The organism is Vibrio sp. J2-4 (assembly GCF_021728155.1).
Lineage (GTDB): Bacteria > Pseudomonadota > Gammaproteobacteria > Enterobacterales > Vibrionaceae > Vibrio > Vibrio diabolicus.
Genome location: NZ_JAKKCN010000003.1, coordinates 269,570 through 291,586, shown reverse-complemented (window position 1 = coordinate 291,586; position 22,017 = coordinate 269,570). Strand labels below are relative to the sequence as shown.

General features: G+C 42.9%; 20 protein-coding genes and 1 pseudogene. 13 read left to right on the top strand and 8 right to left on the bottom strand.

Going from position 1 to position 22,017, the window contains the following annotated elements; genetic code table 11:
- Positions 1–40: 40 nt before the first annotated feature.
- A complete protein-coding gene (locus L3V32_RS11495) occupies positions 41–1,810 on the bottom strand; it encodes a choice-of-anchor I family protein (RefSeq protein WP_237284326.1) in 1,770 nt (589 codons plus the stop codon).
- A 198-nt stretch (positions 1,811–2,008) separates the two neighbouring features.
- On the opposite strand from L3V32_RS11495, the gene L3V32_RS11490 reads away from it, so the two are divergent.
- Entirely contained in the window at positions 2,009–2,353 is a 345-nt protein-coding gene (locus tag L3V32_RS11490) for a HopJ type III effector protein (RefSeq protein WP_237284325.1), read from the top strand.
- A gap of 38 nt (positions 2,354–2,391) precedes the next feature.
- Here L3V32_RS11490 and L3V32_RS11485 read toward each other — a convergent pair whose 3' ends face one another.
- A complete protein-coding gene (locus tag L3V32_RS11485) occupies positions 2,392–2,700 on the bottom strand; it encodes a cysteine-rich CWC family protein (RefSeq protein ID WP_084742272.1) in 309 nt (102 codons plus the stop codon).
- Between the two features lie 143 nt (positions 2,701–2,843).
- On the opposite strand from L3V32_RS11485, the gene L3V32_RS11480 reads away from it, so the two are divergent.
- Positions 2,844–3,059 (top strand): DUF3820 family protein, encoded by a 216-nt coding sequence (locus L3V32_RS11480; protein ID WP_005375557.1) that lies wholly within the window; start codon positions 2,844–2,846, stop codon positions 3,057–3,059.
- Positions 3,060–3,099: 40 nt separating this feature from the next.
- Positions 3,100–3,345, top strand: a complete 246-nt coding sequence (locus L3V32_RS11475) for a hypothetical protein (RefSeq protein ID WP_074189940.1) — start codon at positions 3,100–3,102, stop codon at positions 3,343–3,345.
- 242 nt (positions 3,346–3,587) lie between these two features.
- Here the strand turns inward: L3V32_RS11475 and L3V32_RS11470 are convergent, their stop codons facing one another.
- Complete coding sequence (locus tag L3V32_RS11470; RefSeq protein WP_053303747.1) at positions 3,588–4,982, bottom strand: BspA family leucine-rich repeat surface protein; 1,395 nt, start codon at positions 4,980–4,982, stop codon at positions 3,588–3,590.
- Between the two features lie 989 nt (positions 4,983–5,971).
- Here L3V32_RS11470 and L3V32_RS11465 point away from each other — a divergent pair.
- The 6 genes and pseudogenes from L3V32_RS11465 to L3V32_RS11440 all read left to right on the top strand — a co-directional run bounded on the left by L3V32_RS11465 (position 5,972) and on the right by L3V32_RS11440 (position 11,805).
- A pseudogene (locus L3V32_RS11465) lies at positions 5,972–6,900 on the top strand (hypothetical protein).
- Positions 6,890–7,318: a hypothetical protein gene (locus L3V32_RS11460; RefSeq protein WP_237284324.1), complete on the top strand. Its 429-nt coding sequence runs from the start codon at positions 6,890–6,892 to the stop codon at positions 7,316–7,318. The pseudogene L3V32_RS11465 and the gene L3V32_RS11460 overlap by 11 nt, the downstream one beginning before the upstream one ends.
- A 344-nt stretch (positions 7,319–7,662) precedes the next feature.
- The gene (locus tag L3V32_RS11455) at positions 7,663–8,430 is read left to right on the top strand and encodes a CDP-alcohol phosphatidyltransferase family protein (RefSeq protein WP_237284598.1); all 768 of its coding nucleotides are present in this window, start codon (positions 7,663–7,665) and stop codon (positions 8,428–8,430) included.
- Entirely contained in the window at positions 8,423–9,355 is a 933-nt protein-coding gene (locus L3V32_RS11450) for a phosphatidate cytidylyltransferase (RefSeq protein WP_237284323.1), read from the top strand. Before L3V32_RS11455 ends, L3V32_RS11450 begins: the two co-directional genes overlap by 8 nt.
- Positions 9,356–9,364: 9 nt before the next feature.
- Positions 9,365–10,009, top strand: coding sequence for a lysophospholipid acyltransferase family protein (locus L3V32_RS11445; protein ID WP_237284322.1), 645 nt, complete (start codon positions 9,365–9,367; stop codon positions 10,007–10,009).
- 545 nt (positions 10,010–10,554) lie between these two features.
- Positions 10,555–11,805, top strand: coding sequence for a DEAD/DEAH box helicase (locus L3V32_RS11440; RefSeq protein ID WP_237284321.1), 1,251 nt, complete (start codon positions 10,555–10,557; stop codon positions 11,803–11,805).
- 150 nt (positions 11,806–11,955) lie between these two features.
- Here L3V32_RS11440 and L3V32_RS11435 read toward each other — a convergent pair whose 3' ends face one another.
- Positions 11,956–12,369: a VF530 family DNA-binding protein gene (locus L3V32_RS11435; protein ID WP_005391068.1), complete on the bottom strand. Its 414-nt coding sequence runs from the start codon at positions 12,367–12,369 to the stop codon at positions 11,956–11,958.
- Between the two features lie 486 nt (positions 12,370–12,855).
- Here L3V32_RS11435 and L3V32_RS11430 point away from each other — a divergent pair, with 486 nt between their 5' ends.
- A complete protein-coding gene (locus L3V32_RS11430) occupies positions 12,856–14,313 on the top strand; it encodes a DUF3360 domain-containing protein (RefSeq protein ID WP_109169087.1) in 1,458 nt (485 codons plus the stop codon).
- Between the two features lie 195 nt (positions 14,314–14,508).
- On the opposite strand, the gene trpB is transcribed toward L3V32_RS11430, so the two are convergent.
- From trpB to L3V32_RS11410, 4 genes are all read right to left on the bottom strand, one after another.
- Positions 14,509–15,732, bottom strand: a complete 1,224-nt coding sequence (trpB, locus tag L3V32_RS11425) for a tryptophan synthase subunit beta (RefSeq protein ID WP_237284320.1) — start codon at positions 15,730–15,732, stop codon at positions 14,509–14,511.
- 401 nt (positions 15,733–16,133) lie between these two features.
- Positions 16,134–18,380 carry a ribonuclease R gene (gene rnr, locus L3V32_RS11420; RefSeq protein WP_237284319.1) on the bottom strand — a complete coding sequence of 749 codons (2,247 nt, stop codon included), beginning with the start codon at positions 18,378–18,380 and terminating at the stop codon, positions 16,134–16,136.
- Positions 18,381–18,674: 294 nt separating this feature from the next.
- Entirely contained in the window at positions 18,675–18,887 is a 213-nt protein-coding gene (locus L3V32_RS11415) for a cold-shock protein (protein WP_005375644.1), read from the bottom strand.
- Between the two features lie 306 nt (positions 18,888–19,193).
- Positions 19,194–19,442 carry a hypothetical protein gene (locus L3V32_RS11410; RefSeq protein WP_005375646.1) on the bottom strand — a complete coding sequence of 83 codons (249 nt, stop codon included), beginning with the start codon at positions 19,440–19,442 and terminating at the stop codon, positions 19,194–19,196.
- Between the two features lie 287 nt (positions 19,443–19,729).
- Between L3V32_RS11410 and pcp the strand changes: the two genes are divergently transcribed.
- The 3 genes from pcp (at position 19,730) to L3V32_RS11395 (ending at position 21,879) form a co-directional block, all read left to right on the top strand.
- Positions 19,730–20,368, top strand: a complete 639-nt coding sequence (pcp, locus tag L3V32_RS11405) for a pyroglutamyl-peptidase I (protein WP_237284318.1) — start codon at positions 19,730–19,732, stop codon at positions 20,366–20,368.
- Between the two features lie 197 nt (positions 20,369–20,565).
- Positions 20,566–20,829 carry a hypothetical protein gene (locus L3V32_RS11400; RefSeq protein ID WP_237284317.1) on the top strand — a complete coding sequence of 88 codons (264 nt, stop codon included), beginning with the start codon at positions 20,566–20,568 and terminating at the stop codon, positions 20,827–20,829.
- Between the two features lie 63 nt (positions 20,830–20,892).
- Entirely contained in the window at positions 20,893–21,879 is a 987-nt protein-coding gene (locus tag L3V32_RS11395; RefSeq protein ID WP_237284316.1) for a GTP-binding protein, read from the top strand.
- Positions 21,880–22,017 lie beyond the last annotated feature (138 nt).

Below are 22,017 nucleotides of genomic sequence, written 5' to 3'. Positions count from 1 at the left end.
TATGCCGGGCGTTGTGTTTCTAAATGACTTTTACATTGCTTTATAGGTTAATTCGGAAGACGGATGTCGTGCCAGATACCTCATTGCCAACAGCGATAAAATGACTACCATTACGGGTAAAGTAATTGATGGATTCTGGGCCTAAATCGCCTGCTTTTGGATTGTATGTGTCGTTGGTGCATTCTCCATCTTCCACTTGTGTACACACTGGCTGATTGTAATCACGACGGTTTACGTAATGTAGGAACTGCACTTGTTTCGGATCGGTAATGTCATAAATCATGATACCGCCTTGACGCTCCAAGCCGATAAACGCGTAATGACGACCGTTAATTTGTGCTACTTCAATCGCCTCTGGCTCAATGCCTTTATCATCACTTCGGTCATCGCCACTGTGATTGTTATCGTTGGTACTGTTGAAGTTTTTACCTTCATTCAGCAGCGCGATGGTCGCGAAATCGTCACCACTATCGAACACCAACTTGCCGTTTTCATCCCAAATCGAGAATGAACGTGCGCCAAATGCTTGAACCTTATCTTGTGCAGAAAGCGTTTGTGCCGGCTTAATCACTTTTAAACGCGCGAGTTGTTTGTTGTCTTTTAGTGCCTCTGCCAATGGGTGTTCTGCTGCTACTTTCAGCTTCTTACCACGCACTTCATCAATATGGCTTAAACAGCTCCCTTGCTCAGATGTGTATTCATCTGTACCAAGGTAATCGTCTTCATCCCACATAAAGCCAGCTTTGTCGCACAGTTCTTGAGTGGTTTTGAATCCGTACTCACGTCCGTCGCCTTCATTTGCAGATACGATGTAAGTACTGCCATCCACTGAGTAGCTGTCGATGGTGTCAGGCATAAATAAGCCAACCAGTTGTGGGTAGCTTTTCAAGTTTCCAATAATTTTGTCTTTGTTAGATGCATCGAGTTTAGCGTCCGACCAAGACTTCTCACCTAAGCCAACAATTTTTTCTACCGATTTGCTCTCTGGATTGACGATTGCCATGGCGTTATTTTCTTGTAGCGCGACATAGATTTTACCGTTATCTGCAAAAGTGAGGTATTCAGGCTCTAGATCTTGTGCGATGGTGGCGTTTGGCCCCGAAATACGCACATTCATTGGGAGCTCTGCTTTTCGTGAACCATCAAACTCGTTAAAGCCAATTTGTGCCACTTCTGCTTGAGTAACGCCAAGGTTCAGATCGATCAAAGTGACGCTACCTTCAGGATCGACGCTGTAATCGCTGTTTGGTTCGCCCTCATTAGCGGTTGCGATATATCGGCCATCTTTCGAGAAGCCAACCATGTCTGGCAATGCGCCTGTTGGGAACGTCGTGACTAATGACAAATCGTCGGAGCGGTACAAACCAACAATACCATTCGCTTGTTTATTACTGTTTTCAATCGCAACCGCGACCAAACCATTGAATACAGCGACACTGTTTGCAGCGCCAATTTCAATGCCCGCTGCTTCGCCAGCGCTGTTGAGATCAATGAATGCGGTTTGCATTGGTACGCCGTTGTCATCCATAGACATTACATCGACACGTTTTGCTTCAGCATTGACCACATAGAGCTTATCCGTACAGGCGTCATAACTAACGATTTCAGCTGCCGATGTGTCGAATGGGGCATCAGCAACGGATGTCCCGATAAACGTTAACCCTTGAATTGAAGTTTCCCCAGTAACGGGTGCAGTGGTAGGTTTGCATTGTGTAGCGAATGAAGCCACGGTATCTTCGGGTTGTGATGAACACGCGATGGCAAGTGATGACAATGCGAGTGCACCGATTGCCTTTAAAGGGGTGATCATGATATCTCCTTATCAATCCGATAGGTTGTCAATCAGCATGGGTTTTATGTTTCTGTCCATTTCCGCCACTGGAATGATGGAACGCTGAATGACGTGTGATTTGGTAAGGCTCTGAATATATGTATGATTGATGACTCTTATATTGGCTTTTTATGAAACTAATGTGTCATCAAAATGATGAGGTAGGGATAGGGAATAATGGAATTAAAATCGTTTTTAGATTTGTTGGCAGCGTCACCAGAGCAGGTCGAATTTGAAGCAACGATGGCGGTGATCGAAGATAACTATACGTTTGAGCCAACCGCTTTTGTTAATGGTGAGACGCAAAACAACGCGGGTGAGAACAACGGTTCGTGTAAGATCTTCGCTTTCGGCTTGCTAAATAACCTAGACAAAGAAGCGACGCTAGCCTGCTTTGGCCGTTTTTATCGTGAAGATGTATTGCAGCATCCAGAGAACAGCGAACACCAGAATATTCGTAATTTTATGGTGACAGGGTGGGATGGTATTAGGTTTGAAGCACCCGCTTTAACCGCTAAATAAACACCAGTCAGAAAACGCAGAACAGTAAGCCAGTCGTATTATGCGACTGGCTTTTTTTCTAGACATTTTCGGCACAAACACAGCTGGTTGGCGCTTGGCTTGGGTAAATCACGGGTTTCAATAGTAAAGCACCAACAGGTTTCTTTGCCTGCGGCGATATCACAATGGGCTTGAGTCCCGCACTCAGGACAATTGTGCGTTGAATCTTCCCCTGCGATTTGTTCGATAATCGTGTTTCGTTGGAGATCGGTTTTGTCTTTCCATTGGATGATTTCATCCATCGTTCGGTGACAACCAGAGCATATTCCGGCGTTATTTTTACATGCTGCTCGACAAGGTGACTTCATTGCTTTCTCGTTCTCATTTTTTATGCCGCGTACTCTAGCACAAAGCGAGTCAAAGCCGCCAAAATAAACGTGAGTGCGATTTGCTGGTGAGGAGAGGGCGGCAGTGATATTCTTGGACGAGTTACCTCAAATCTTTGTCACTTATGTTAGAAAAAGAAAACCTCATTAAACTCGCTAGAATGCAAATGCCATTTGGGAAATATGCAGGGCGAGTGTTAATCGACCTACCTGAAGAATACTTACTGTGGTTCGATAAAAAGGGCTGGCCAAGCGGCGAGCTAGGGGATTTGCTCAAGCTGTGTTTAGCGCTCAAAATTGAAGGCTTAGATAGTGTCGTGAAGCCTTTGAAGCGTATGTAACCTGCCACAGAAACTCCCACTTTTAATGAAAAGACTTATTATGAATTTTGATATCGATGCACTGAAACACCACCAATTGGTCGAAGATGGTAAATTAGAGGGATGTTACATTCATCAGCCAGCTCAAGGTAGCCAGCAAGATGACAAAGCTGTTTTGGCAGAGCGCCAAGTGTTGGAAAAAATGGGGTATAAGGTAATACAGGTGAAAGCTAAAGGCGGGACAACAACGTTTGCCGAGGCGATGCAAAAGCTTGCGAAGGAAACTGGTCACCTGCCTAAGGAGTAAGTGAGTGTAATCTGCCACAGCCTCCCTAGTTATTCCACGATACCATGTGTTTTCATTCAAAAGAGCCAGACCGTTAGGCTGACTCTTTTTGGGCCATTCAGTCCTAGCACTGTATCCTTTTGGTGTGTGTACCAATTAGATTATACCGTTTACAATTGAGAACGCTTATTTAGAGAAATAAGTATCCACGCAAATGTACATGCTTTATCAGTGATTTAACTATAGGAAATCTAGAGAAAGGATTAAAGAGTAGATTCTTCAGGATCTGCGTATAAAATAGAATCAAGAGCCCAATCGGATAAATCATAAGAGAAGGACTCTGTACCATGAAGCATTCCCCACATTGAGTTAATATTTCTTATATCCCAATTGCTTATGTCCTGATTAAAAGATTTGGCTCCGTAGAACATAATATAAGTACTATTCACTCCAGTAACATCCCAGTTGGAGATGTCTTGATTAAAATTCTCTGCTTGATAAAACATACCTTTCATGTAGTGCACAGAACCCGTGTTCCAAGATGAGATATCTCCATTAAATTTACTCGCTCCATGAAACATATACGACATATATCGTACACTAGTTGTATCCCATTCTGATAAGTCTTGGTTGAATTTTCTCGCCAGATAAAACATGTAGGACATATTTTCAACATTACTTACATCCCAGAGATTTATGCTATGATCGAATGATACAGCATTAGCAAACATACCTTCCATAGTCTTGACTTTGCTTACATTCCAGCTTGAGATATCCTGATCGAAAGACTTTGCCTTAGCAAACATTCCATTCATATCCTCAACCTTGCCAACGTTCCAGTTTGAAATATCTTGGTTAAAAGAGCTAGCACCACCGAACATAGTTCTCATATTGGTCACATTGGAGACATTCCATTTTGATAGGTCTTGATTAAAAGAGTCTGCTTTCCAAAACATTCCCGCCATGTTGGTTACATTACTAACATCCCAATTAGAAATATCCTGGTTAAAGGAATGCATTTCATAAAAAAGCTTACTCATATCTGTTATTTCAGAAGTATCAACGTTTGATATATCCTCCTTGAAGTAGAGCATCGCCTTAATATCATCGACAGTAACCTTCATTGGAAGAAATTTGGGTCTATGCTCATCCGTCAGCGCTGAAGTCATTTCATCATCATCGTAATTGAAAGTCATATAGTTGGCCACATTCAAGACATTCCAAGCACTCAAGTCCTGATTAAAGGTCCTAGCCGCAAAGAACATGGCTGTCATATCCGTCACATTACTAACATTCCACCCCGATATGTTCTGGTTGAAAGAATGAGTATGGCTAAACATATTGGTCATATTGGTAACGTTACTAACATCCCATCCAGAGATATCCTGATTAAACGCTTTAGCATCATGAAACATATAGGACATGTTAGTAACGTTACTAACATCCCATCTAGAGATATCTTGGTTAAATGTATGCCTATGAGCAAAAAGTCTACTCATATCTTTAATTTTAGAAACATCTACCTGAGTTACATCTCTACCTGCTTTGATCATTTCAACCAATTCTTGCCGCATAAGCGGATGTGTTGGGGTAGCTTCTTTTTCGCAGCCTGCCAGTAAAAATAATCCTATCAAAAGAATTGGCTGTAACTTCTGCATTATCTTCCCTTATTCAATAAAACTTAACCTGTTGTATATTATGTCTATTCTACTATAAAAAACAGACGAAGCTTTCCATATACAAGGTGCCCCTCTAAATTTTAGTTGACCACTACAACACAACTGTTCAGCATATGTTTTATTTTTAAACTCCATATCAGCAATGGCTAACATACTTACAGTATCTGTTTATATTAGCCTCAATGTTGTTTCTAATGACTTATCCCCAATCATCAAATGAATGATTGGTACGTTCACGTCATTATGTTCCAGTCATACTGCAAAAGTGCTTCTACCGATTAGTATGCTAGGATGCTCACCATCTTTTAACCGCAAAGAATTTTGTTAACTGTCCATTCTTCTTCACAATATCACGAACTTGGATGCGGTATATCTCTAGTGTTGTCATTCCACTATCCAAGAATAACCTCATTAGACAAGCATTTAGCTCTGGTGTTTAGGTAATGACCTTGAAGAGCCAAGCTTTGCCTTTATCCTCGGTGAGCGTGGGTAGTGCCATGTGTGTTATTTCCTGTTTACATCAAGAAACACACACGCTAGCAGTGGCAAGCTAAGAAATCAGTGATCTAGATATTGGTGTGATTGGCTTTAAGGGAAAACTGAATGATTGTCATTGCTCATTCATTGCAATGAATAAAAGTTTTTTATAGGCCAAAATTATGTAACGTCAGGCGAAGCATGTGAACTAAAACGCTTTTGTCCAGAAACTTTAGCGTGGGCAACTTCTAACGCAAAAGTGCCCCAAGACTCGCTAGACCAAACACTCTACAAGATCTGTGTCGTTCATTTTACCCTACAAAAAGTTATTCGATAGAATGCAACTCAACACGATTGAGTCTTCATTATGCTTATTTAGCCTGTCAGATTGCCTATTTAGTTGGTTGAATCATCAGATTGTCTTCTTGATGATGATAAATACCTGAAAATATTGTTATTATCGTTTTTATTTATCAGTAAAACCGACTTCCATGAGATATGAATCCGCTCCTGTAGCCCCAAAAGAAAGACAGAAACAACTAGAGAACGAGCAGCTCGCCAACGTCGAGAGCGCAGGAAGAGTTGAGGTATACCGCGAGCGATGAAAAGCGATGGGCACAAATTAGAGAGAGGGTTCTTAGAGATAGACAAGAGGCTGGATTAGGTCAAATCTCTCAAGGTTTAAAAACGCCTCAAATTCTGAGCGATTCTATCGGGCAACAGTGTTCACTTGAAGATGAAATGGCGAAGAATCATCAGCATATACTTATTACTGATTTAGAAGATGCGCACAAGATATTGCATAACGTTTGGCTCGATTCTGGTAAAGACGTTGCAGCTCTTGCTGCGAGTATTAATGCAGAAAAATCATGGTTCAACCACACAGAGCCGATGTTTGACGCCGCGTCTATTGCTAAGCAATTCGGGGACATGAACATTAAGGCGGATCTTGTTGAGAGCAGAGGAAAAATCTTTGTCGTATTCAATGGGACAGATCAGAACGGGAAAGCACTCAAACATGCGTTTGTGAATGGCTCTCGTATCAACATGAACGGAAAAATACCCGCTTAACTCATTTAAAGCAATGCAAACTGGTTTTGGCCCGAAATCTAGGGCTGCAAACTTTAAAGGTGCAGGAGTTTTAACGTTTGTTGTATCGGCGAGTATTGCTACCAGTGACCTAGTGTTCAAAGATGATTACCACCTAGTGAATTGGTTTGGTAATGTTGGCTCTGACATGTTCAAATTTATACTCCAGAGCGCAGTTGGTGAAGCCGCATTGTTTGCTGCTGCTTTCTTAGGTCAACCGATAATTATCTGTGCAATTGCTGTAACAGCGAAATATCTTCTAATTGAATGGGCTTGGGGCGAATACAAAATTTCTCAAACGATAGTTGAAAGGTTAGAAAGTGCGATATAAAACTAAAATCCGTTTGGCTGGCTTGTTTTTTATTTCACTAATGTTGTTGTGTTGGTTTTATCCTTCTTATGGCGTTTATCTGGATTACCTTGAACTATTGAATCGAGCCGATACCGTGCAAGTTTCCATTATTACCTTGTGGGTTCCTGTTGGTGTTTTTGGGGCTTTAGTGTGTGTGCTTTTTATGACACCTAAAGCATTGCTATATGGGAAGAAGATTAATGAACTTTATTCTCAAAGAGCTATGCAGTTAGCTAACAAAATTAGTATTTATTTTGCATTGGCAGGCGTGGCATTTGCTGCTGGATGGACATATCACTCTATCGACTTGTTAGAAAAATATGGATATGTGTACAGTCGAGATTTAACAAAAATCACCCCAACAGGAATACATCTGATGTACGTGAAAGCTCGATGATTTAACGTAACGTCACTTAAACTGTACTAATCCAACCTTTTTGCTAGTGCGATGAGTAACATCGCACTAGCTCTTCTCAACAACTGCAATACCTGTGATTACCCATAGTTTTCTAAATTACAAACACACTGGCAAGATTTATCCAATATTGAGCTAGCTCGGATTTGCCCCAAAATGCGTTAGGCCTTTTACTCGTTCGCATTCAGTTTATAGGCTTTTCCCGATAAAAGTCTGAATTGTGGAGATATCAAATATACCTGTAGACTCAATGCTACTGATGGCAAATGCATAATATTTTAAAAGAAAAACACGTAAGTATAAAACGACAAAACTTATTTAAGGACATGGACTGCATGGAATCCAAAAACGAGTCTAATCGACGCCCTCTTGCAGTGCGTAGAATCTCTGTTATCAAACGCATTGCTATTTGGCTGAGCCAAAAAAACATTACCCCTAACCAAATCTCACTGATGAGCATCCTATTTGCCGCTATTGGCCTTGCGTTTGCAGTTAGTTTTCGCTTCTGGCCTACGCCAATTTGGTTAGTGCTGATCGCTCTGATGGTTCAAATGCGGTTATTGTGCAATCTATTTGACGGAATGGTCGCTGTAGAAGGTGGGAAGAAAACCCCTGCTGGTGAATTGTTTAACGATGTTCCAGACCGCATTGCCGATCCGCTGTTGATTGTCGCTGCCGGTTTAGTTGCTCATTCAGCATTTTCTATGCCTCTGGCTTGGATTGCGGCACTATTAGCGGTACTTTCAGCTTACATTCGCGTTTTGGGTGTTAGCATGGACTGCTCGGCCGATTTTCGAGGACCAATGGCTAAGCAGCATCGAATGGCCGTACTCACAGTAACGCTTTTAGTAATGGCGATTAACCATTGGTTTACGTTATCACTTGGCATTTATTTGATGGACATATCGCTTGCAATCATGGTAATTGGCTGTGCTGTAACTTGCTGGCGTCGTTTGGTATGTATTTTTAATGCTAAAGAAGAACTCGCTAACTTATTATCGAACCATGAAAAAAATCAGCAGGCCAAGCATTCTAAGTCTCTAACCGCCAACGAGACAATCGATAAGGCGGTAGGTGAGACTAGCCATGATTAATATCCCTACGCATTCGCTATACATGATGGCCGCCATCACACTCGTACTAGTGATTGGCACTTTGGTTTACCTGTATTTGTCACGCCATAATCTTAATAAGGATTACCACGAGCTTAAACTTCGCATTCGTTCTTGGTGGTGGATGATCGGAATCGTCTTTGTTGTGCTCTATCTGCCCACTCAATACACGCTGATTTCTGTCGCCTTTTTGAGTTTTATGGCGCTGAAAGAGTTTCTCTCTGTAGTACCAACGCGCATGACAGATCGACGCGTGATCTTCTGGGCTTACCTTTCGATCCCGTTTCAATACTACTGGTTATCAATCGGTTGGTATGGCATGTATATCATCTTTATTCCTGTCTTCATCTTCCTCTATCTTCCAATGGTCGCGGTGTTGATTGGCGATACCAAAGGTTTCATTCGCTCAGCAGGTATCATTCACTGGGCGTTAATGCTGACGGTATTTTGTGTTAGTCATATGGCATATTTATTGGTATTGCCCAGCAAGAATCCAGAGGCCGGTTCAATGGGAATGCTACTGTTCTTATTGGTCTTCACTCAGTTTAATGATGTTTGTCAATACGTATGGGGTAAGAGCTTCGGTAAACACAAAATCGTACCGAAAGTCAGTCCAAACAAAACATGGGAAGGCTTTATTGGTGGTGCGGCAACCATAATCATCACTAGCTATTTTGTGGCACCTTACCTGACACCATTAACGTCAGTTCAAGGTTTAGTTGCAGGGATGATTATCGCCTTGAGTGGCTTTATTGGCGATTTAGTAATTTCATCGGTTAAACGTGACTTACAAATTAAGGATACCAGCCAGTTTATCCCCGGCCATGGCGGCATTTTAGATCGTATTGATAGTCTGATGTTCACCGCCCCCTTATTCTTCCACTATATTTATTACCTTTACTACTAAGAAGGCGATATGAAAATTTTAAAAGTTTTGTTCGTCTTGCTGTTTGTGAAACCACTGGTGTTTGTTGGTTTGGGGCTCAACATCATTAATCGGCAAAATCTGCCAAGCAATGGTCCTACGGTGGTCGCGGCTAACCACAATAGTCATCTCGATACGTTGGTATTACTGGCACTCTTTCCTATCAGTATGGTACATAAGGTGCGTCCTGTGGCAGCAGCCGATTACTTTCTCAAAAACAAAGTATCAGCATGGTTATCACTTAATATTTTGGGCATTATTCCCATCCATCGTTCACCGTGTAAAAGTGAGCGGCATACCGTATTTGATGAGTGCCATAAGGCACTTAATCAAGGAGATATCTTGATTATCTTTCCTGAAGGTAGTCGCGGTGAACCTGAAACGATGAGCGGGTTAAAGAAAGGGGTTCATCACTTAGTTGATGAACATAAAACTTGTCCTGTCATTCCGGTGGTGATGCGCGGATTAGGTCGAGCGCTCCCTAAAGGAACAGCGATGCTTGTTCCTTTTAACTGTGATGTTGTATTGGGAGCGCCAATCGCGAGGTTTGAAAATGCAGATGACTTTCTAATAACCATGCAAGCTGAATATCAACAGCTTGCACAAGCATGTATTGTGACTCACCACGAAGAGTAGATACGTTCTAGCTCGACAGTACTCCATTATCGTTTAAAGCAAGAGCCCAAAAAACTAAGGGAATCCGTTTGTCTTACTAGATCCGAACCAGCAATTTTGGACACTGAATTAAGTAATTTTCCATACTTGAAGTTACTCGTACATTACTAATTTAAGTAGAAGTTCTAAGTAACTTTGTCCAACTGCAAGCTATAGTGTTTTCTCAAGCTATATTAAGCTCTCAACACCGCAGGGCTAAATAGTGTGGTTAAGCCTTTGATTCGGATGTGGCCTGCCTTTGCAATCTCTTTCCCCAAAATACAATGTATTTTGCTTTACAGGATTCAGAAGGCCTGACTCTTTTTCCCTTTGTTCGTCGCGAACGCTACCACCGTGAGTCGTAGAGCCTTGGTTATCGAAACCATTAACTCATGTTAGTGAAAGGAAATTCCTGCTCCCTACAGTGCTTCTCTCACCAGTCTTCTGTTTGGCTCATTATCGCTAACATCCAGACGCGAAATAGCATAATATACACGGCCTTTACTAGCACTGAGCCACTCATCGTAATGACAGATAAAACACAGCAAGCGACATTTGCCGATCTTGGCCTGATTCCAACCTTAGTCGAGCGACTAGAAGCGTTAGAATACAGCCAACCGACGCCCATTCAATCTCATACCATTCCTTATATCCTTGAAGGGAAAGACATTGTTGGCGGTGCCAATACGGGCTCTGGTAAAACCGCTGCTTTTTCGCTTCCAATTCTGCAAAAAATTGTTCAGCAAGATGAATCAAATAATCGCCGTGGTAACTTCGTTTCTCACCTGATTTTAGTTCCAACTCGTGAGCTGGCATCACAGGTGGCATACAACGTCAAATCTTACTCATACCATCTTAGAGATAAGATCAAAACGGTTGCCGTATTTGGTGGTGTGTCGGTGAACCCACAAATGCTGGCGCTTCGCGGTGGCTGTGACATTATCGTAGCTACGCCAGGTCGATTACTTGATCTGGTATCCAGTAACGCGATTAAGTTGGACCAAGTAAAAACGCTCGTGCTCGATGAAGCTGACCGTATGTTGAGCCTCGGATTTACCGAAGAACTCAATAAGATTCTTGCGTTACTGCCAGAGAAGAAGCAGACGCTGCTATTTTCTGCTACTTTCCCTGATAAAGTCACGACGCTGTCTCAGCACTTGCTCCGCGACCCTGCTGAAGTTCAGTTGCAGAGCGCAGAAGCCAGCACTTTGGTGCAACGCGTGTTTAGTGTAAATAAAGGTGAGAAAACGGCGGTACTCGCGCACTTAATCAAACAACATCAGTGGCGACAGACTTTGATTTTTGTGAATGCTAAGAATGCCTGTAACCATTTAGCTCAAAAACTGTCAAAACGCGGTATTACAGCTGAAGTTTTCCATGGTGATAAAGGGCAGGGCGCTCGTACTCGTGTACTTGACGGTTTTAAGTCTGGCGAGATTCAAGTTCTTATTGCCACCGATATCGCAGCACGTGGCCTTGATATTGAAAAGCTGCCAGTGGTGATTAACTTCGATCTCCCGCGTAGTCCTGCTGACTATATGCATCGAATAGGGCGTAGTGGTCGTGCTGGTGAAGTGGGTCTAGGGTTATCTCTTATCGATTACGATGACTACCACCATTTCAAAGTGATAGAAAAGAAAAATAAGTTCCAACTTGAACGCGAGCAGGTAGCTGGTTTTGAAGTGGAAGACGACCAGAGTGAAGCCTACTTTTTACCAATGAAGCCGCGAGCAAAGCCAGCAGGTACAGGGAAAAAGAAGAAAAAGCGTAATCAATAGAAAACGTAAACTATATGTGAGTTTACTTATGGGAGGCGCTGGAGAAGGGGGCGCACTAGCTTGAGTATTTTCTTCTAGCCATTTCTTTAAAGAACAATAGAGCCTTGCTGGAGCTACCAGTAGGGCTCTATTGCTTTTCAAGGTTATGTACTATCGGCGCGTCGGACGTCCACGAGGTGAGCGTTTTTTAAATGCGGATGCAGCTTTAGCTTGTGACTTGAGGATAGAGTCAACGGTTAGCGGCATTGGCTCTTTAGGTTCAAGACCATGAGGGAACGTACGAGCTCTCGGTGGTAAATCATATTCTTCTTCACTTGCGCGTGGCATGCGCTTAAAGCGATAAAGGTAAAAGTTTTCTAATTTTTCTCTCGCCCATTCGGTCTTCTTTAAATACTTCACACTACTTGCAATCGAAGGCTTAGTGTTAAAGCAATTAAAGCGCATTGCTGTATCTAGAATGTCCCAGCCATAAAAATCCACCAACTCTTGCAACATTGTCTCTAGCTTTAACCCGTGCAGTGGGTTGTTCCGTTGCAGTTCGATTCTTTCTTCGTCAGTCATCATTTTAGGGGCCTTACTCATCAAAGGGTGGAGTTTAGCAAAGTATACATTACAGAGATATCTATAGTTAGGCAGCGATGGTTTGAGTTGCAACTCGATTTGATGTTGTTAGTGCGTACTAGCATGAGCAAAATTAACCAATTACCTGTGTGAATTCAGACATGTTTTTCTACCTTGAAAAGCACAGGTGGAGTTGCGACTGTTCCTCTTTTTGAATTGCTGTTCAAAAACTCTCACTAAAGATCAGCGTACTCTAATGTGATGTTAAATCTTTGTGTAATAAGTGAGATTTTTGTTGTTCTTTTACTAATGTCTAATATTCCTACCGATAGCAATACATGCTTAATAGGTTCAAATCAAAAATTAGCCATACCACTTTCTTGGTCTGGCCTCGATGTTTGATGTGGGTGTTGTCTCGTATTGGTCTGTATACCAAGCGAAACTCTAGTTGGCATAGTTCAACGTTGAAATATAACAAAGGATAGCTCAATGTCTGACTCAAGTAAGACCTTTTACAGGGATGTGCGCAAAAAACCGCATGAATTTGAAAGTCGTGAAGACTTTCTAAACCATGATTTAACCATCATGAGCTTTCGTCGCTGGGGTATTCATTTGCCATCACGTGATTACAGTATTGAAATCGAAGACTGGGTGCCTGCATTAGCCGCAACCATTGGTAAAGTGGTGATGGTCACCGCTATGGTTGCTGCCTTTGCTGCTCAGTTCGGTTTATCTCCGGAGTTCGTTGCAGAAAACGTGCGTTACGAATTGCTTATCGCGGGTGCTCTGTTCGTTATTCTGTTTTCTGCCATCCTAAACCCGAATGCAAACTTAGCCGGTACCCACGGCCCAATGATACCGCTGATTCCCATGATTGCTGCCGCAGGAGGGCATCCTCTGGCGCTTGGCTTGATGGTATGTGCTTTTGGCTTAATTCTCGCTTTGACTAAAGGCGGTTCTAAACTCATGACCTTGACTGGCATTGGGGTTCGAGGAGGGTTATTGATCTACCTAGGCGCTGTTGGGTTGCTCGGACAAATTAATAAGACTGAGGCGTGGGCTGCAAGTACAGACCAAGGTTACATTTCGTTTGTTGTCATTGGTCTAACGGTTATGGTTTATGCCTACCTAGCTAAGATCAACAAGCGTTGGTTGGCAATCCCACTGTGCTCTGCACTCGCGGGTATTGTTGCTTATTTGATGGGCGCTGAGTTTGCTTTTACCACAGAACCGGGCTTGCCTAATTTCAGTCCATTCTACTGGTGGGGTGAAGATACAGGCTGGCAGCTAGGCTGGCCAACCCTAGAGCACTTTATTGCCGTGACTCCATTTGCGCTACTGGCAGTCGCTATGTGGTCCCCTGATTATCTCGGCCATCGTGTGTTTCAAGAACTGAACTACCCAAAAGAAGCGAAAGGCGTACTCATGGATGTCGACGACACGATGGTCGGAGCGTCTGTTCGTCAGGGGGTTGGCTCACTATTAGGTGGCGGAAACCTAGCTTCTTCTTGGGGAACGTACATGATTCCAGCCGCAATTGCTAAACGTCCTATTCCAGGTGGCGCACTGTTAACGGGTTTCATGTGTATTGCCGCCGCGGTAATTGGTTACCCTATGGATCTAGCGATGTGGGAACCTGTTCTGCGCGTTGCTTTGATTGTCGGTGTATTCTTACCACTTCTTGAAGCGGGTATGCAGATGATCCACAAGCATAAAGATTCACTCAGTGCAGGTATCTGTATTTTTGCCTGTGCATTCGTTAATCCAGTCTTTGGCTGGGCAATCACGATGCTACTGGATAACCTTGGACTTATCGGCGACCATGAGCGTGCCAACGAACTCTCGCGGAAAGATAAATACCTGATTCCTGGCACTGCATTTATCGTTTGTGCAGGTTCGCTTGCTGTCGTTGGTCAGCTTCCGGGTATTCCTGCTCTGGTCGGTTAATCGAATTATGTTCTAAAGGACTAGTTGGAGTGGTGAGTGAGAGGGCTTTCTCAGCTATGCCTATTTCTCAAAAGTAAAAGGTTTGGACTGTGTAGTTAAGCCTTCAAAGCGCATGCAGGGAAAGTAAGGCTCAAACAAAAAGCTACCTAGTAATAGGTAGCTTTTTGTATAGACATTTAGCCTACGAAGTCGTGACTAAATAATTGATTCAATGCCATATTTTTCGCCGTAGTGTTCAACGACAAAATCAATGTCTTTGTCACCGCGACCGGATAAGTTGATCAGAATTGAGCCAGTTTCTCCTTGCTTCGCGAGTTTAATCGCGTAAGCGACAGCGTGTGAGGATTCAATCGCTGGAATAATCCCCTCTTCGCGAGACAGTTCAAAGAATGCATCAATCGCTTCGTCATCGGTGATTGAGCCGTAATTGACACGGCCAATGTCTTTTAAGTAACTATGCTGAGGCCCAACCGATGGGTAATCTAAGCCACTTGCTACAGAATAGACTTCCTGTGGTTCGCCTTGCTCATCTTTAAGCATGTAAGACTTAAATCCGTGCATAATACCTGGCTCACCGAGTGTGAGTGTTGCAGCATGCTCGCCAACCTTTTTCAAAGAGCGGCCCGCGGGCTCGACGCCGTGAATAGCGACTTGTTCATCGTCTAAGAAAGCAGTAAATAGCCCCATCGCATTAGATCCTCCCCCAACACATGCAACGAGATTATTGGGTAGCTTACCAGTCATTTCTTTGAATTGAACACGTGCTTCGTTGCCGATAATTGATTGGAAATCTCGTACCATTTTAGGGAATGGGTGAGGGCCAACGACAGAGCCTATCGCATAAAGTTGTGTATCAGGATCTTTCAGATAAGCTTCGAATGCAGAATCTACCGCTTCTTTGAGGGTTTTGCGCCCATGAATGGCAGGAATGACATTAGCACCAAGGATTCTCATGCGGACGACATTCGGATGCTCTTTGGCGATATCAACTTCACCCATGTAAATATCGCATTTCAAGCCAACCAATGCCGCGGCTGTAGCAAGCGCAACACCGTGTTGTCCTGCGCCAGTTTCTGCAATCAGTTTCTTCTTACCCATCTTTTTAGCGAGAATGGCTTCTCCTAAGCAGTGGTTAATTTTATGTGCGCCTGTATGATTTAAGTCTTCACGCTTTAGGTAGATGTCTGCTCCGTATTTTTTAGACAAGTTTTCCGCATGGAAGATTGGGCTAGGTCGTCCAACAAAGTGCTTATACAGGCGAGCAAGTTCCGCTTTAAATTCAGGATCTTTGCTGCATTCCTCATAAGCTGCGTTGATGTCACGCATGATTTGTTCAAGCTCCGGCGGCACGAAGCTACCACCGTATTCACCAAAGTATCCTTCTTCATTGGGTATGGTGAGATCAAACGAGTTTTTCATTATTTACATCCTAGTTAACGAAAGTATTGATACTTTTATACCCAAAATTTAGAAGTGGTTGTGTGATCAGTTGCTTAAATCAGAGTTCGCGATCTAGTGCACTAGTTAAAAAGTACAATTTGTGTGGTTGGTAACGGGTTGGATACAACATAAGGTGGGATTTAAGAGACGCAAAAAAGCCCCGAGAGATCCTAGGCTGTCATAAGAACCTCTCGAGGCAAACAGAGTGCTGGAAATACACTCTGCGATGGTGTCTGGAAACAAAAGTTAGATTCGTTTCCTTTGCCAGATATTAGGGTTTTAGAATGAGCTGATGTCAGCGAAATGTCACAAGTTAATCGCGGTATCTAAAGCTTATTTTTTATTTTTGAACAATGGGTTAGAAAATAGACGACAACAGACTAACCTACCGTGTGTTCTGCATCTTTTAAATTGAACATGATCTTTCTTTGTTTCGAATCGACGTCTTTAACCAACACGTGCACTTTAGTCCCTAAAGTAAACGTGGTGCTCTGGCTAGAAATTTTTTGTTTGACTGCATCAAATTCGAACTCACCATTTTGGAAACTTGATAAAGGAATGAGACCTTCGATTCGGTTTTCCTCTAACTCAACAAATACTCCGAAGTGTGTGACCCCAGACACTGTCCCCGTGAAGTGTTGCCCGATAAATGGCTTCATGTAATGACATTTCAGTGCTGATTCAACCTCTCGACTCACTTCATCTGCCTGACGAGATTGATGCGAACAGTGCACGCTCAGTTGCTCGATCACTTTTGTATCGTAAGGGTAGTTGTTCGCAGCACCTGTCAATTGACGAATAGGCTTTAGTTTCATGAGCAGACTGCGTAGCTTGCCTGTTTTTTGCTCTCGAAGTTTAGCGCGAATGGCGCGGTGAACGAGTAAGTCTGGGTAACGACGAATTGGCGAAGTAAAGTGTGCGTATGCGTCATAGGCTAAACCGAAGTGACCCATATTCTTCGGCGAATACTCGGCTTGACTCTGAGAACGTAGCAGTAGGGTACGAATCACATCACACTCATCCAAATCTCGCACTTGTTCCAGTAATGCGTTGTAGTCATGAGAAGTTGGTTTATCACCACCCGCAAGCGTTAGCCCTTTCTCTGCAAGCATCATTCTTAATGAAGACAGTTTTTTCATCTGAGGACCAGAGTGCACGCGGTATAAGCTCGGTATTTTTTGTTGCTGCAAAAATTGAGCGGTGGCAACGTTGGCACATAGCATGAATTCTTCGATCATTCGGTGGGCATCATTTCGAACTACAGGAACGATGGACGCGATTTTCTTTTTATTGTTTAACGTGAATGAAAGCTCTTGCGTGTCAAAATCAATGGCACCACGGACTTGACGTTGACCAGATAGGTTCAAATACAAGCGATGGAGATTCACCAGATGCTGTTTGATGTTTTGTTTTGGGTTTTTACCTTGGTATTTTTTTGCTTCCGTTGATTGGGAAACAATGCGGTAAGCTTCGTTATAAGTTAAACGAGCATGCGAGTGAATGATCCCTTCAGAAAACTCTGAATCTAGCATGTTACCTTCGTCGTCAAAGGTCATCTCACATACCATAACCAATCGGTCTTCATTCGGGTTAAGCGAGCACAAACCGTTAGATAATGTTTCTGGTAGCATTGGTACAACGTATCCGGGAAAGTAAACGGACGTTGCACGAGATTGCGCCTCAAGATCTAAATGGTCGTTTGGCTGAACGTAGTGAGATACGTCTGCAATCGCGACGAATAACTTCCAATGCCCATTGTCCATTTGGTATGCATAAACGGCATCATCAAAGTCTTTCGCGTCGTCCCCGTCGATAGTGACGAACGGTAAATCTCGATAATCCACTCGTGACGTTTTGTCTTTTTCTTCTACGTGATTGCCAAATGCGGAAGCAGCGTGAAGAACTTCATCATCCCAATGGTCATTGATGCCATGTCGACGTAACGCCAATTTAACTTCAATCCCTGCTTCTCCCGGACGCCCTAATACTTCCGCCACTTCAACTGTTGTTGATTGTCTGTGATCTGGATAGGCAGTGACTTTACAATGAACGAGTTTACCGGCACTTTTGGCGATAAGATCATTTGGTGTGACATGAATGGTTTGAGTCAGTTTCGCGCTTTCTGGCACTAGATAGAAGTTCGAACCTTTTCTCTTTAACAAGCCTATGATGTGGGTTGTTTTTCGTTCCACTATTTTGATGAAACGATGATTTGAGCGTCCTTGATGCTGAGCATTGCCTTTCAGAACCAGTACGATATCGCCATCAAACACATGAGTAAGTTGGTGTTTAGGTAAGAAAAGGTCTTTTTCATTACTGTCGTAAGTGACAAAACCAAAGCCGTCTGCGTGAATGCTGACCTTTCCTGAAACTAAAGCGGTTTGATCGACTTTTTTATAACCACGGCGATGCGTGAAAATCAACTGGCCATCGCGCTCCATAGCGCGTAAACGTTTTTTTAAAGCGTCTTTTTGTGGTTTCTCATCTAAGCCAGTAGAGCGAGAAATTTGCTCGTGACTTAAGTGATTTTTAACTTTATCGAATAGGCTAAGGATAACGTCTCGGCTAGGGATAATGTGCTCGTAATTATTAGAATTTATTGATTGTGCGGATATATTTAATTTCATTTTTTTCTCTTATATTCGCCAATCGCTTTTATTTTATAAACTTTATTTATATGAGCAAAGCATGAGGCGAAGTGATTCAGATATGAATCAGATTAATTTAATTCCAAACTGGAATTGCAAGATAGGTAGTGTGATTACCTAAAGATGTATACCAAAGTGACTTTATTGAAAGTGATTAATGACGGTGTGGGAGAGGTAAGTGATTTGGGTATATAAACTTAGATAGAGAATAGTAAGGGCGGCGATAAGTGGAAGGAGATGGTGGCACCAACAACGTTGATGCCACACAAAGAATTACAGTGCAGTTACTTCAGCAGCTTGTAAACCTTTGTTACCTTGTTCAACAACGAACGATACTTTTTGGCCTTCAGTAAGAGTTTTGAAGCCTTCAGAAACAATAGAACGGAAGTGAACGAATACGTCATCACCGCCATTGTCTTGAGAAATAAAACCAAAACCTTTAGTTTCGTTGAACCATTTTACTGAACCAGTTAATTTATTAGACATAGATACCTCTATATTTGATTGTTTTAAATATTGAATTTTTAGCTAATATCAAGTGCTACTATATGATTTTAGAGATAACTATTTTGTCGCAGGAACGTAAACGAGGAATTCGATGTGGAACTGAGAGAAACTTTGATCTTTAATTACATTAATAGCTCTTTCCGTAAGAGCTGATGTGCAGTATACCGACAAAATTAATAAAGGCTAGCCTTTTCTTTTTTTATTTTTAAGTACACCAAGCGCATTGCTTTCAAAGCATACGTTTGGTGTATAAGACGGCATGGTGTTATAGATGGTGCAGAGCGCTTAGTGTTTTCTGGTTGGGCCGTTACGAACGATGTCTTTACCATTGTCATATACGTGCTGCGAAACCCAGCGGCCAAGGAGCAATTGGTGCTTTTCTCCTAATACGGCAACAAATGGACGGCCATCGGTATTAGAGGTGGCTAGCGCAACGCCAGTGACACCTTCAAGACCCAGAGCGCCGCTTTCTACTAAATGCAGAAATGCCTCTAACTCTTCAATCGTTTCGATTACATGGTTATCAATATTCATTGTATTCAATCTCTTCGAATTGCATTGCGGTCGCGTACTCTACCTAAGTTAAGCGTGGAAACCAAGTTTCTGCGTGAGTCATGTAATGAGAGAGCCTAGCCCTGCCACTAATCATCGATAGTTAGTCTCGATAGTCCGGAACTTGTCTAGATTCAATAAAGTGAAAACCCTCGCTGGTTAGACATGAGTCACATAATGTTGTCTGGCTTATGTCAACAATACTTTTGCTATTGGATGGGGTGAAGGGGAGTGCAATAATTTGTGAAACTCTTTTCCTAAAGGCTGTTATGAAGAAAGTCCTGATTACCGGTTTTGAACCTTTTGGTGGTGACGCCATTAACCCCGCCTTAGAAGCGGTGAAGCGATTAGAGGCTGCGGCAATAGAAGATGCCATGATCGTTACTTGCCCAGTTCCTGTGATTCGGTATGAGTCAGTGAATACCGTTATTGATGCAATAGAAGCGCACCAGCCAGATTGTGTGATTACCGTTGGGCAAGCGGCCGGACGTGGCGCGATCACCCCAGAGCGTGTCGCAATTAATGTGGATGATTTTCGTATTCCAGATAACGCTGGTCATCAGCCGATTGATGAACCCGTAGTTGCTGACGGCCCAGATGCTTACTTCTCGACGCTGCCGATAAAGCGTGTTGTTCAAACGCTGCAAAAGCAGGGGATACCTAGCCAGATTTCTAACAGTGCCGGAACATTTGTATGTAACCACCTTTTTTATGGCATCCAACATTATCTAAAAGACAAACCTATTCGTCATGGGTTTGTTCATATCCCATTATTGCCAGAACAAGCAGTAGATGGCAGTCAGCCTTCCATGTCTCTGGAGATGATAGTCGAAGGGCTAAGGCTGGTGGCTCAAGTTTGTATTGCCAATGAAAACGACATATTGGTCAGCGGCGGGTCGATTTGCTAGTAAGTGTTTTACAGTCCACTAAGTGTCTGAAAGCTAGTAATAAGTTCATCGTTTGATGTTGTAATAAATGTTAGCTTTGTCAAATTTCACAAGTAGCGAAAGGAGTAGCATTGAATAGTCAGGTTGGATGTTGTTCAAACTGGCACTCCCCTAATACAGGAGGTATTAGGGGCTACCTTTACGAAAGGCGAGTTATCATGAAAAGCAACAAAAGTAAGTCTATCGCACTTATCTCTGTCGTTGTTTTCGCATTGGCTATCGCTGCGCTTAAATTCGAAAACACGCTCGGAGTTCTTCCCATCGTAGTCGCTATTACCGCGTTTTTTACCTGCGTCATTTACACCAGTATGTATCTTTCTGATATGAAGCGATCAGAGTTGATAAGTCACTCTGATCATTCTCAAAAAATGTGTACCCACGCATCACGCAATGAGCTTGATGAGCGCGATAAAAAGCGTTGAAGCGAGTCACATTCTCCGTATACTTTGCTGGAGCATTAATGCACTAACGTGTCGGAGATAAGCATGTCAAATCGAGTACCAACCAACATACTGACCGGATTTTTGGGTGTCGGTAAAACGACCACGATTTTAAATCTACTGAAGAACAAACCGGAAAACGAAAACTGGGCGGTTTTGGTCAATGAATTTGGTGAGATTGGCATCGACGGTGCATTGATGAGCGACCAAGGTGCGCTTATTAAAGAAGTGCCGGGTGGCTGTATGTGTTGCACGGCGGGTGTGCCGATGTCGGTCGGTATTACCGCGTTACTGCGCCAAAAACCGGACCGTTTATTGATTGAGCCGACAGGCCTTGGTCATCCAAAACAGGTTATCGCGACGCTTACCTCAGAACAGTATGAACCTTACGTTGATCTAAAAGCGACGATCGCTCTGGTTGATCCGCGTAACTTAAGTGATGAAAAATATCTTTCTAACCAAAATTTCGTGGACCAGTTAGACAGCGCAGATGTGGTTATAGGCAGTAAGGTTGACCTTTGTACCAGTCACGACATTGATGTGTTTAATGACTGGGTGACGGACCAATCTCCCTCAAAAGTATTCAGTAAGCTTATTCATGACGGTGAGTTACCGATAGAAGTCTTGGATATCGAACGGGTTTACGGCAGCGCTTCTTCCCATATCGAGTCACATCATCATGACCATGCTCACCAAGAGCCTCAATTCCAGTTGCCGCCAGGTGAAGCCTTTGTGCGCAAAGAGAACAAAGGGCAAGGGTATTTTAGTTGCGGGTGGTTGTTTGGGGCAGAGTACACGTTTGATTTTGATAAACTTTTCTCAATGCTTTCGGACTTAACGGCGGAACGCGTTAAAGCGGTGGTCAACACGGATCAGGGGTGCTACGCGTTTAATGTTGCCAACCGAGTCGTGTCGGTAAATGAAATCAGCTTAGAAGGGTTTGAATCACGATTAGAAGTGATAGATTCTCAGCTGTTGCCATGGGATGAACTTGAGCAAATTCTCCTTCAGCTGTCTGGCATCAAGCGTTAAATCGAACAAATGTTAAACGGAAACGGTGAGCCAGCAATCTGTCTGCGTTCGTCGTTTTTGCTTTTGTAGCGTTTCAATGAGAAAAGTGAGATAAATCACTCAAATTCGGGTATAGTGCACGGCTAAATTTTTAAAGCT

What these genes read in the sequence shown, in the direction of transcription:
- L3V32_RS11495 (WP_237284326.1), bottom strand. Translation starts at nt 1,810, where the DNA reads ATGATCACCCCTTTAAAGGCAATCGGTGCACTCGCATTGTCATCACTT.
- L3V32_RS11490 (WP_237284325.1), top strand. Translation starts at nt 2,009, where the DNA reads ATGGAATTAAAATCGTTTTTAGATTTGTTGGCAGCGTCACCAGAGCAG.
- L3V32_RS11485 (WP_084742272.1), bottom strand. Translation starts at nt 2,700, where the DNA reads ATGAAGTCACCTTGTCGAGCAGCATGTAAAAATAACGCCGGAATATGC.
- L3V32_RS11480 (WP_005375557.1), top strand. Translation starts at nt 2,844, where the DNA reads ATGTTAGAAAAAGAAAACCTCATTAAACTCGCTAGAATGCAAATGCCA.
- L3V32_RS11475 (WP_074189940.1), top strand. Translation starts at nt 3,100, where the DNA reads ATGAATTTTGATATCGATGCACTGAAACACCACCAATTGGTCGAAGAT.
- L3V32_RS11470 (WP_053303747.1), bottom strand. Translation starts at nt 4,982, where the DNA reads ATGCAGAAGTTACAGCCAATTCTTTTGATAGGATTATTTTTACTGGCA.
- L3V32_RS11455 (WP_237284598.1), top strand. Translation starts at nt 7,663, where the DNA reads ATGGACTGCATGGAATCCAAAAACGAGTCTAATCGACGCCCTCTTGCA.
- L3V32_RS11450 (WP_237284323.1), top strand. Translation starts at nt 8,423, where the DNA reads ATGATTAATATCCCTACGCATTCGCTATACATGATGGCCGCCATCACA.
- L3V32_RS11445 (WP_237284322.1), top strand. Translation starts at nt 9,365, where the DNA reads ATGAAAATTTTAAAAGTTTTGTTCGTCTTGCTGTTTGTGAAACCACTG.
- L3V32_RS11440 (WP_237284321.1), top strand. Translation starts at nt 10,555, where the DNA reads ATGACAGATAAAACACAGCAAGCGACATTTGCCGATCTTGGCCTGATT.
- L3V32_RS11435 (WP_005391068.1), bottom strand. Translation starts at nt 12,369, where the DNA reads ATGATGACTGACGAAGAAAGAATCGAACTGCAACGGAACAACCCACTG.
- L3V32_RS11430 (WP_109169087.1), top strand. Translation starts at nt 12,856, where the DNA reads ATGTCTGACTCAAGTAAGACCTTTTACAGGGATGTGCGCAAAAAACCG.
- trpB (WP_237284320.1), bottom strand. Translation starts at nt 15,732, where the DNA reads ATGAAAAACTCGTTTGATCTCACCATACCCAATGAAGAAGGATACTTT.
- rnr (WP_237284319.1), bottom strand. Translation starts at nt 18,380, where the DNA reads ATGAAATTAAATATATCCGCACAATCAATAAATTCTAATAATTACGAG.
- L3V32_RS11415 (WP_005375644.1), bottom strand. Translation starts at nt 18,887, where the DNA reads ATGTCTAATAAATTAACTGGTTCAGTAAAATGGTTCAACGAAACTAAA.
- L3V32_RS11410 (WP_005375646.1), bottom strand. Translation starts at nt 19,442, where the DNA reads ATGAATATTGATAACCATGTAATCGAAACGATTGAAGAGTTAGAGGCA.
- pcp (WP_237284318.1), top strand. Translation starts at nt 19,730, where the DNA reads ATGAAGAAAGTCCTGATTACCGGTTTTGAACCTTTTGGTGGTGACGCC.
- L3V32_RS11400 (WP_237284317.1), top strand. Translation starts at nt 20,566, where the DNA reads ATGAAAAGCAACAAAAGTAAGTCTATCGCACTTATCTCTGTCGTTGTT.
- L3V32_RS11395 (WP_237284316.1), top strand. Translation starts at nt 20,893, where the DNA reads ATGTCAAATCGAGTACCAACCAACATACTGACCGGATTTTTGGGTGTC.